We start from the raw sequence: 9,845 nt of genomic DNA, 5'->3' as shown, positions 1-9,845 counted from the left end.
CCGGCCCGCATTTTCATGGGGGATGGGGGTTCCTATTTCCTCGGATTCGCCCTGGCGGCCATCAGCATCGTCGGCCCGGCCAAGGGGCTCACCAGCGTCAGCCTGCTGTTGCCGTTGCTGATCCTGTCGCTGCCGCTGGCCGACATGTCGGCCGTGATCATGGGCCGCCTCAGCGAGGGCCACTCGCCCTTCTACCCCGACCGCCGCCACTTGCATCACCGCCTTCTGCGCAGCGGCCTCAGCCATCGCCGCACGGTGCTGCTGATCTATGCCTTCACCCAGTGGCTGGGTTCCCTGGCCCTGGTGCTGGTCAATGCTGAGCTGCGCTTTCTCTGGTTGGCGCTCGCCACCGCGTTGCTGATCTGTGTGTTGGTCAGCACCCGTCGTGCCTTGCAACAGCCACCTTCCAACAAGGAGCTCGGATGAGGTGACTGCCGAAATCCTCTGCATCGGCACCGAGTTGCTACTAGGCAACATCACCAATGGCAACGCCCGCTGGATTGCCGAACAGCTGGCGGCCCTTGGCATTCCCCACCACCGCCAGACGGTGGTGGGCGACAACCGCGAGCGGCTGATAGCCGCGGTGCGCGAGGCGGCCGGCCGCTGCCGGCTGCTGATCACCACGGGGGGACTGGGTCCCACCCCCGATGACCTCACCACCGAGGCGATTGCCGCCGCCTTCGGGGCCCCGCTGGTGGAGCACCCGGAGGTGTGGTCTGACATTCAGGCCAAGATCACAGCCCGGGGCCGGGCGGTGGCACCCAGCAATCGCCGCCAGGCCCAGCTGCCCCTGGGGGCGGCCGTGCTGCCCAATCCCGCCGGCACCGCACCGGGGATGGTCTGGACCCCGCCGGCTGGCGCGGGGATCCAGCCCGGATTCACCGTGCTCACCTTCCCCGGGGTGCCCAGTGAGCTGGAGCTGATGTGGCAGGTCACGGCCGTGGCCTGGTTGCGCGACTCGACCCTCGCGGCTGGGGTGTTCGCCAGTCGGATGCTGCGCTTTTGGGGGGTGGCCGAATCCAGCCTGGCCGAGCAGGTGGCCGATTTGCTGGCGGGCGAGAACCCCACCGTGGCCCCCTACGCCGGGGCCGGGCAGGTGAAGCTGAGGATCACGGCCCGGGCCGGCACGGCGGCGGCCGCGGCGGCGCTGCTAGTGCCGGTGGAGGCCGAGCTGCGCCGCCGCACCGGCAGTCTCTGTTTCGGCAGCGACGACGACAGCCTGGCCTCGGTGGTGCTGCAGTTGTTGCGGCAGCGGGGCCAGACGCTGGCCGTGGCTGAGAGCTGTACGGGCGGCGGCCTGGGGGCAGCCCTGGCGGCGGTGCCGGGGGCTTCGGATGTGTTTCTTGGCGGGGTGATCGCCTATGCCAACGCTGTCAAGCAGGAGTTGCTGGCGGTGCCGCTGGCCGCCCTTGAGGCTGACGGAGCGGTGAGTGATTCGGTGGCCACAGCCATGGCCGAGGGGGTCCGCCGCAGGACAGGAGCCACCTGGGCCCTGGCCGTGACCGGTGTGGCCGGGCCCGGGGGAGGTAGTGGCGATAAGCCCGTGGGGTTGGTGCACATCGCCCTCGCCGGTCCGGCTGGCTGCAGCAGCGAGGGGGTGCGCTTCGGCAGCAGCCGGGGGCGCAGCTGGATCCAGTTGCTGACGGTGGGGGAGGCCCTCAATCGGCTGCGGCTGGCCCTCTAGGGTGTGGGCAAATGTGTCTGCATCCGCTTTGAGCGCCGGCACCCTCTACGACAAGGTCTGGGATCTGCACCGGGTGGCCGAACTTCCCGGCGGCTCCACCCAGCTCTTCATTGGCCTGCATCTCATCCATGAGGTGACCAGCCCCCAGGCCTTCGCTGCCCTCAACGACCTGGGCCTGGGCGTGCGCCACCCCGAGCGCACCGTCGCCACGGTGGATCACATCGTGCCCACCACCTCCCAGGCACGGCCCTTCGCCGATCCCTTGGCCGAGCAGATGCTGGCCACCCTGGAGGCCAACTGCGCTGAGCACGGGATCACCCTGCATGGCATCGGCAGCGGCCGCCAGGGGATCGTGCACGTGATCGCCCCCGAGCTCGGCCTGACCCAGCCCGGCATGACCGTCGCCTGCGGCGACTCCCACACCTCCACCCACGGGGCCTTCGGCGCCATCGCCTTCGGCATCGGCACCAGCCAGGTGCGCGACGTGCTTGCCAGCCAGAGCCTGGCGATGGGCAAGCTCAAGGTGCGTCGCATCTGGGTGGACGGGCAGCTGCAGAGCGGTGTCTATGCCAAGGATCTGGTGCTGCATGTGATCCGTAGCCTGGGGGTGAAGGGCGGAGTGGGCTATGCCTACGAATTCGCCGGCCCGGCGATCGAGGTGCTCTCGATGGAAGAGCGCATGACCCTCTGCAACATGTCGATCGAGGGCGGTGCCCGCTGCGGCTACGTCAACCCCGACCAGACCACCTTCGACGATCTCAAGGGTCGGCCCTTTGCGCCTGCCGGTGCGGCCTGGGATCGGGCCGTGGCCTGGTGGAGCAGCCTGGCCAGTGGGCTTGATGCGCTGTATGACGACGAGGTGCGCTTCGATGCAACCGCCATCGCCCCCACTGTGACCTGGGGAATCACCCCGGGCCAGGGCATCGGTGTAGACGAAGCGGTGCCCACCCTCGAGCAGACCCCCCCAGACGAGCGCCCCCTGGCCCAGGAGGCCTATCGCTACATGGACCTCCAGCCAGGCAAGCCGATAGCCGGCACGCCGGTGGATGTGTGTTTCATCGGCAGCTGCACCAACGGCCGTCTCTCCGATCTGCAGGCGGCTGCAGCCGTGGCGAAGGGCCGCCGGGTGGCCCCCGGCATCAAGGCCTTTGTGGTGCCTGGTTCCGAGCAGGTGGCAGCCGCTGCTGAGGCTGAGGGGCTCGATCGGGTATTCCTGGCGGCCGGCTTCGAGTGGCGAGAACCCGGCTGCTCGATGTGCCTTGCCATGAACCCCGATCGCCTCGAGGGCCGCCAGATCAGCGCCAGCTCCTCCAACCGCAATTTCAAGGGCCGCCAGGGTTCCGCCAGTGGCCGCACCCTGCTGATGAGCCCAGCGATGGTGGCCGCAGCAGCCATCGCTGGCAAAGTCAGCGATGTGCGCCAGCTGTTGCCCACTATGCCGCGCCAGCAGCGATGACCAGTTCGCCATTCCCCATGGGCCCCATACCAGCCCTGCGCGGCCGGGCTGTGGTTGTGGCCGGAGACGATATCGACACCGATCGGATCATCCCGGCCCGCTTCCTCAAGTGCATCACCTTTGAGGGGCTGGGCAGTCAGGTGTTCGCCGACGACCGGGCCGAACGCCCCGCCAGCCACCCCTTTGATCACCCAGCAGCGCAGGGCGCTTCCCTGCTGGTGGTGAATCGCAACTTCGGTTGTGGATCCAGCCGGGAGCATGCGCCCCAGGCCCTGATGCGCTGGGGCATTCGGGCAGTAGTGGGGGAGAGCTTTGCCGAGATTTTTTCTGGCAACTGCCTGGCCCTGGGTATTCCCTGTTTCACGGCATCCCATGACTTAGTGCTGAGCCTGCAGGCGGCACTGGCCGCCATCCCCACGCTGGAGCTTGTCGTTTGCCTGGATTCCCTTCGCCTCGAGGCAGCTGATGGCCAGAGCTGGCAGCTTGAGTTGCAGCCAGGTCCACGCCAGATGCTGCTCTCAGGTCAGTGGGACGCCACCTCCCAGTTGCTCTCAAATGGCGCTGAACTCGATCGCTTGGTTGGGGCCTTGCCCTATCTCAACGGGTTCTAGGCCTGGGCACGAAGGGGGTGCCGGTGCCGGCGAAGTTGAAGTCGTTGAGTTTGACCCGGATACCACCAATGCCGTCGTAGGGGCTGTAAAAAACCCCGATTTCATAGGAGCGCCGCTGTAGTTTCAGCTCCACATAGGAATAGGAAGCATCGCCGTAAAACTCCGAGCGGCTATCAATATTGAAGGTGGCACCAGCTTCAATTACCAGTGGCCCATAGATCTGCTGGGCTGCCTGAAAACTCACCGTGCGAAGGTCCACGGTTCGATCAAAACCAAATGGGCTGGCCCCGTTTAAAAAAGTGCCGGCAATGGAGGTGGAGAAGCGGGTGTAATCGAAAAAGGGTTTGTCAAATTGGCCAATGGTGAAGGCGGGGCCACCCCAGAGGGTGAGCGTGTTCTGACTGGCACCGTCGCTATAGCTGGCTGCATAGCCGCTCACGCCAAAGTCGAGCCCAAAGCCAGGAACTACCGGGGAGGCTGCATAGCGAAAGCCGCGGGTGGGGTCATCGCTGCTATCGAGAGCTGCTCCCTGCCAGAGCTGAAGGGTGCTGCTGATCGCCAGGTTGGCGTAGCTGCGCCAAATTGTTTCGAGGGTGTTGGTTTCGAATAGTGTCGCTTCGTAGTTACCGGATTGGGCTGCCCAGTTTAGGTTAACTGGCTGAAAGAATGGCCCTTTGCTGCGTGGGACGGTTATCTTCTCGGCTGCCTGACCTGTTGCCTGATCTGTTGCCTGATCTGTTGGGTCGGGTGTTTTCGATGGCCGCGGGGATTTTGGTTTGTTGAGCACTATTCTGCCCGCTAAATTGGCGCCGTAGGAATACACTACCGTTTGCAATCCTAGGCTGCCATTGTAAATGCGCTCCCGGTAAGAGCCAAAAAGGCTGGCGCTGGCGCTGTTGTGGCCTGGCAGTGCCAGGGGGGCGCTCAGCTGGCCGGTGCTGCGGGTGCCGGAGCTGAAATTGTCGGGATTGAAGGTGGACAGGCTGGCCAGGGCGTTTAGGGATAGCCAGCCCATTGGCAAGTTTAGCGCCGCCAGCAGGCCGAACATGTCAGCGAGGGTGGCTGGCTGGTCAGTGTTGGGGCTGGCCAGGCTCTCGCCAGGCAATACGTAGCTGTTGGTGTTGCCTTCCAAGGCGCGTTGCAACATCAGTTGCGGTTGGAGCCGCAGGCTGCCGTTGCGCCCGAGCCTGATCGGATCGAGGTTGTAGCCGATAAAGAAGCCATCGCGATCCTGGTTGTCGGTATCCGCGGCCCAGCGTATTTCCTCCTCGCCAATGGTGGTGTTGACAATCGCGGGCAGGGACACCTTGCCATCGAGCAGTATCTGCGCCCTGCGACCCTTGATTTTGGTCACCCCTTTGTCGTCCATGACGGCCACCACCTTGCGGGCAATGCTCCAGGAGGCCGCAGGGGTGAAGGGATCGTTGGTGAAGGCCATCTCTTCGGCTGTCCAGCGCTTTGCCTGAATTTTTATCTGGGCGCCCTGGAAGCGCATACGGCTGATCGTGCCCCCCCCGACAGAGGGTGGACGGTACCCATAGCCAGCACTGTTGAGAGAATCGTTGGTGTCGATAACGGCGTCAAGATTGATCTTCAGCTGGGTGCCCCAGCTTTGTTGATAGGCCACGTTGCGCACCCGCTGCTCAGTTGCAGTGAGCTGTTCCGGTTCGCCCGCGCCCGCTGCTAGCGGCTGCGGCTTGGCTGGGGTTTCGCCTGGCAGGGGGCCAAAGGCCACAGATTCGAGCGCCTGGTTCAAGCTCAGCGCAGGCCTGGTGAATTCACTGCCGGGGCAGCCGGCCGGGGGGGGCATGGTCGGCAGGTTGGTGCGACCAGGGGGGATAAGCCGCACAAGGCTTTTTTTAGCCGGGTCGGCCACCAGGGGTGGACAGACAAAGGAAGGCTTTTGGGCAACGGTTGGTTGGTCACTTAGCAGGGTGTCCTGGTCAATGACGCCGTAGACATCATCCAATTCACCGGTCCCTTCCAGTTCGCTGTAGCGCAACCGGCTGGCCTGAAGATATTGATCCCCCTTGCTGAGCCGCACCTGGCCAGATATGTAGATGCTGCGACTCTTTTCTGCCATTTCCACCCGCTCGGCCTGAAGCAGCCAGCCGTTGAAGCGAGCTTGCACATTGCCCGTGGCCACGAAGCGATTCAGTTGCTGGTCGTAGCCCTGCTGGTCTGCCCTGATCACCACAAAGCTCGGGGTCGGCTCAGCCGATGGGGCTGGAGCAGGGCCGGCCCCCTGGCCTTGGGGGCTGGGCTTCTCTGCCGCGAGGCTGGCCCCACTCAGCAGGCTGGGCATCAGGATCGCGGGTAGCGCCAGCAGGGCCAGGTGGCGGCGCGATAGGAGTCTCCAGCTAAAAAATTTGGCCGGGAGGTTCAAGCCAAGTTGCATTAGCCCCAAGGCCTGATTTGCGTTGAATTTGTCTGGGTAACTGGACAGCACATGCACACGAAGGCTCTCCGGATAATCGCCCTATTGTCGCGATTATTCCATAGAGATCCGGCGCCCTTGGGCCCCAGTGGTCAGTCTTCGAGGTCTTTACGGCTGGGGGTGCGGCTGGGATCGCTTGCCAGGAAGCCAAACACGAAGATCCCGATAAAGAAGAAAACGACCGAGTAAACCGAGATCTTGAGGGCGAGCATGGTTCGGCCTTGGGGAACGGCGGGCGGGTGACAGGGAGTGACAGGCGTTTGGGGAAGCCTGCTCGATCCCGCGGCAATCCCGCGGCGGCGGGATCATCCTATGGGTCTTGGCTTGCTATCCAACGATGCCCGAGGCCCCTCTACCAGGGCAGCCCCCGAGGATTGAAACGTTTCAGTCACGTTCGCAGCCCCGCGCAGCCCGATGGGATCTGCAGCCGCTGTGGAGCTGGCCGCAGGCCGAGGGTGGCCAGGGCCAGGCTCTGGCCGATCCCTGGGGGGCCCTGCATCGCCCCGACTGGCACTCCCGGGGACTGCTGATCTGGCCCCGGGGTGGCCAGTGGCGCCGGCTGAGGCTGGAGCTGGTCTGTCCAGAACCCTGGCGGCAGCTCCAGGTTCCCGCTCCGGTGGCCCAGGCCCGTCTGGTGTTGCGCTGGTGGGCCGACCAGGCGGAACTGCGGGTGGATGGCCTGGTGGTGCATGGCGGCGATCTATTTGATACGGCCTGTCGCTGGGTGTTGCCCCAGCGCTGGTGGCAGGGGGAGACCCTGCTGATAGAGCTGCGGCTGCGCAGCCCCCTCCACGACGACGGGGCCCTGATCGAGAGTCGCCTGGAGCTCGAACCCCTGGATCCGGCCGATCCCGCCGGCCTGTTGGCCGAAACCAAGGCTGAGCTGGCCCAGCTGCGGGGCGGCCAGCCTCTGCGCGGCGGCTTCCACCTGCTGGGCCACGCCCACCTTGACCTGGCCTGGCTGTGGCCGGTGGCCGATACCTGGCTGGCGGCTGAGCGCACCTTCTCTGCTGCGCTGGATCTGATCGAGCGCTTTGGCGAGCTCCATTTCGCCCACTCCACGCCGGCCCTCTACGCCTGGTTGGAGCAGTACAGGCCTGAGCTGTTCAGCCGCCTGCGCCGGGCGGTTGCAGCCGGTCGGTTCGAGCCGATCAATGGCCCTTGGGTCGAGAGCGATTGTGTGTTGATTAGCAGCGCCTCGCTGTTGCGCCAGTTCCAGCTGGGCCAGCACTACAGCTCCACCACCTTTGCGGAGCTGGAGCACGCCCTGGCCTGGCTGCCGGACAGCTTTGGTTTCGCCGCCGGTCTGCCGGCCGTGGCCCGCAGCACTGGCGTGCGTTGGTTCTGCACCCACAAGCTCTTCTGGAACGCCACCAATCCCTTCCCCCACCGGCTGTTTCGCTGGCGCAGCCGCTGTGGTGCCGAGCTGCTGGCCCTGATGACTGCCCCGATCGGCACCGATGGGGATCCGCTGGCGATGGAGCGCTATCGCCTGGCCTGGCAGGGGGCGACGGGGGTGGACGGGACCCTCTGGCTGCCTGGGGTTGGCGACCATGGCGGCGGCCCTACGGCAGAAATGCTTGAGCAGCTGCGGCTCTGGCAGCAGCAAGACGAGGCCGCACCCCAGCGGCACGGCAGCCTGCGGGCCTACCTGGCCGAGCTCGAGCCGCTGGCCCGGCGGCTGCCGGTGTGGCGCGATGAGCTCTACCTGGAGCTGCACCGGGGCTGCGCCACCTCCCGTCCCGATCAAAAGCGCCACAACCGCACCCTGGAGCGCCTGCTGAGGGAGGCGGATTTGGCCCAGGCGCTGGCCGGTTCAGGCCCGCCGGTTGCCTGGGAGACCCTGCTGTTCCAGCAGTTTCACGACATCCTGCCGGGCACCTCGATTCCGGAGGTGTTTGACCAGGCTGAGCCCCAGTGGCGGGCCGCCCGCCGCCGTGCCTGCTTCCTAAGGGATCGGGCCCTGCAGGCCTGGCTAGGGCCCTGCCGGGGCTGGTGGGTTGCCCAGCTGCAGCCCCTGGCAGCTCGGGCCCGCACCCTGAGGTTGCCAGCGGGCCGTTGGAGCCATGCCGGCCTTGAGCTGCCGGCCCAGGCGGCCCGCGGCGGCGGCCAGTGGCTGCAGTTGCCTGCTCTGGCCGGGGTGGATGCCCTGGCGCTGGAGCTAGAGCCGGAGCTGGAGCGCAGGGCCGGATCCCCCGCTGGCGTGACAGCGCCCGTGTGGGTTGAGGGCTGGCGCTGCGGCAACGGTTTGGTGAGCTTTGAGCTGGGCCCCCAGGGCCTGGAGCAGCTCTGGGATGGCACGGGCCAGCCCCAGCTCGGGGCTCCCCTGGCCTGGCGGCGCTACGCCGATCGGGGTGAGTTCTGGGATGCCTGGGATATCGCCGCCGACTACCGGGAGCAGCCGCTGGAGTGGGCTTGGCAGGGCGAGCCGACCTGGCTCGAGCGCGGACCGCTCTGCACCAGTTTTCTGTGGCGCGGCTGTTGCGGTGCCAGCCGGCTACGGCTGGAGGGGCGCTTGCTGGCCAACACCCCCTGGTTGGAGTTGGTGCTGAGCGTTGATTGGCGCCAGCGCCACGAGTTGCTGCGCCTGGAGGTCCCCCTGGCCCAGCCGGCGGACCGCTGGGCTGCCGACACCTCCGGGGGGGTGCTCGAGCGGCCGGCCCAGCCGGTCACGGCCCGGGAGCGGGCCCGCTGGGAGGTGGCGGCGATCAGCTGGATCGCGTCGGTGCCTGCCGATGGGGGTCTGGCGGTGTTACTCGATGGCCCCCAGGGGGTCTCGGCGAGCCCGAGCCAGCTGGGCGTGTCCCTGCTGCGGGCCCCCACCTGGCCTGACCCCGGCGCCGACAACGGCCGCCAACGGCTGCGGCTGGCCCTGATGCCCTGTCGCCCTGGCTGGGGCCGCGCCGGGGTGCCTCAGCAGGCCGTGGCCTTTCGCGAGCCCCTCTGGCTGCGGCCGGCGGCGGTCCAGGCCAGGCCCACCCCGCGCCCGGCCTTGCCCTGCCTGGGGGAGGGTTTGCTGCTGTTGGGCTGCCGGCCCTCGGGGGCGACAGCAACCGTGGTGCTGACCGTGCAGAACTGCTCCCCGTGTCGCCGCCACCTGGAATTGGGCCCCAACTGGCGGTTGATGCAGCGTCTCGATGGGCTGGAGAAGCCCTTGCCCCTCGATCAGCTGCCAGGCGGGGATCCCTGCTTGCTGCTGCCCTGGAGCATCGGTTTTTGGCGCCTCTCAGTCGTCCCTCAGTCGTCGTGGTCGTCAAAGGGGTCGGTGAGGCCCTTTGACGGGGGGCCGAAGGCTTGATATACCCCAAAACCGGTGAGGGCTAGGAGCACCGCCAGCACGGCAAGGGCCACGGAAAGGGCCGGTGAGCTGGTGGTGGTTGGATCCATGGCTAGGGAAAGGTGCAGGTGTCGGGTTGCGTCACAACTCTCGACGCCCCAGCGCGGCAGGGCGCTCAAGGCCCTTACAGTAACGGGAGCGATTCAATGCCCGAGGGGCTTCAGCAGTCATGGCCCAACGCACCCGCCTCGGCGACATCCTGCGGCCACTCAACTCTGAGTACGGCAAGGTTGTTCCCGGTTGGGGCACCACGCCCGTGATGTGCATCTTCATGGTGCTGTTCCTGGTGTTCCTGCTGGTGATTCTCCAGCTGTACAAAA

Annotated in this window: 8 protein-coding genes and 1 pseudogene; 6 read left to right on the top strand and 3 right to left on the bottom strand. The window is 66.4% G+C overall.

Annotated elements, in window-relative coordinates; all coding sequences use genetic code 11:
- From KBZ15_RS11710 to KBZ15_RS11695, 4 genes and pseudogenes are all read left to right on the top strand, one after another.
- A pseudogene (locus KBZ15_RS11710) lies at nt 1–426 on the top strand (undecaprenyl/decaprenyl-phosphate alpha-N-acetylglucosaminyl 1-phosphate transferase); the annotation flags it as partial.
- A gap of 1 nt (nt 427) precedes the next feature.
- Nucleotides 428–1,684, top strand: coding sequence for a competence/damage-inducible protein A (locus KBZ15_RS11705; RefSeq protein ID WP_255015392.1), 1,257 nt, complete (start codon nt 428–430; stop codon nt 1,682–1,684).
- Between the two features lie 28 nt (nt 1,685–1,712).
- Entirely contained in the window at nt 1,713–3,140 is a 1,428-nt protein-coding gene (gene leuC, locus KBZ15_RS11700; protein ID WP_255015394.1) for a 3-isopropylmalate dehydratase large subunit, read from the top strand.
- Nucleotides 3,137–3,751 (top strand): 3-isopropylmalate dehydratase small subunit 2, encoded by a 615-nt coding sequence (locus tag KBZ15_RS11695; protein ID WP_255015391.1) that lies wholly within the window; start codon nt 3,137–3,139, stop codon nt 3,749–3,751. Before leuC ends, KBZ15_RS11695 begins: the two co-directional genes overlap by 4 nt.
- On the opposite strand, the gene KBZ15_RS11690 is transcribed toward KBZ15_RS11695, so the two are convergent.
- Nucleotides 3,738–6,137, bottom strand: coding sequence for a DUF3769 domain-containing protein (locus KBZ15_RS11690; protein WP_255015390.1), 2,400 nt, complete (start codon nt 6,135–6,137; stop codon nt 3,738–3,740). The two genes, KBZ15_RS11695 and KBZ15_RS11690, sit on opposite strands and share 14 nt — an antisense overlap.
- A 143-nt stretch (nt 6,138–6,280) precedes the next feature.
- Complete coding sequence (locus tag KBZ15_RS11685) at nt 6,281–6,400, bottom strand: photosystem II reaction center protein I (protein ID WP_006172424.1); 120 nt, start codon at nt 6,398–6,400, stop codon at nt 6,281–6,283.
- A 125-nt stretch (nt 6,401–6,525) separates the two neighbouring features.
- Between KBZ15_RS11685 and KBZ15_RS11680 the strand changes: the two genes are divergently transcribed.
- Entirely contained in the window at nt 6,526–9,486 is a 2,961-nt protein-coding gene (locus KBZ15_RS11680; RefSeq protein ID WP_255015389.1) for a glycoside hydrolase family 38 C-terminal domain-containing protein, read from the top strand.
- Here the strand turns inward: KBZ15_RS11680 and psbN are convergent.
- Nucleotides 9,426–9,575, bottom strand: a complete 150-nt coding sequence (gene psbN, locus KBZ15_RS11675; protein WP_197147890.1) for a photosystem II reaction center protein PsbN — start codon at nt 9,573–9,575, stop codon at nt 9,426–9,428. The genes KBZ15_RS11680 and psbN overlap by 61 nt on opposite strands.
- A 119-nt stretch (nt 9,576–9,694) precedes the next feature.
- Here psbN and psbH point away from each other — a divergent pair.
- On the top strand, nt 9,695–9,845 hold a 151-nt coding region (gene psbH / locus KBZ15_RS11670; RefSeq protein WP_255015393.1), incomplete at its 3' end, for a photosystem II reaction center phosphoprotein PsbH.

The organism is Cyanobium sp. BA20m-p-22 (assembly GCF_024346275.1).
GTDB lineage: Bacteria > Cyanobacteriota > Cyanobacteriia > PCC-6307 > Cyanobiaceae > Cyanobium_A.
This window is presented reverse-complemented; position numbering and strand designations above follow the sequence as displayed.

What these genes read in the sequence shown, in the direction of transcription:
- KBZ15_RS11685 (WP_006172424.1), bottom strand. Translation starts at nt 6,400, where the DNA reads ATGCTCGCCCTCAAGATCTCGGTTTACTCGGTCGTTTTCTTCTTTATC.
- KBZ15_RS11680 (WP_255015389.1), top strand. Translation starts at nt 6,526, where the DNA reads ATGCCCGAGGCCCCTCTACCAGGGCAGCCCCCGAGGATTGAAACGTTT.
- psbN (WP_197147890.1), bottom strand. Translation starts at nt 9,575, where the DNA reads ATGGATCCAACCACCACCAGCTCACCGGCCCTTTCCGTGGCCCTTGCC.
- KBZ15_RS11695 (WP_255015391.1), top strand. Translation starts at nt 3,137, where the DNA reads ATGACCAGTTCGCCATTCCCCATGGGCCCCATACCAGCCCTGCGCGGC.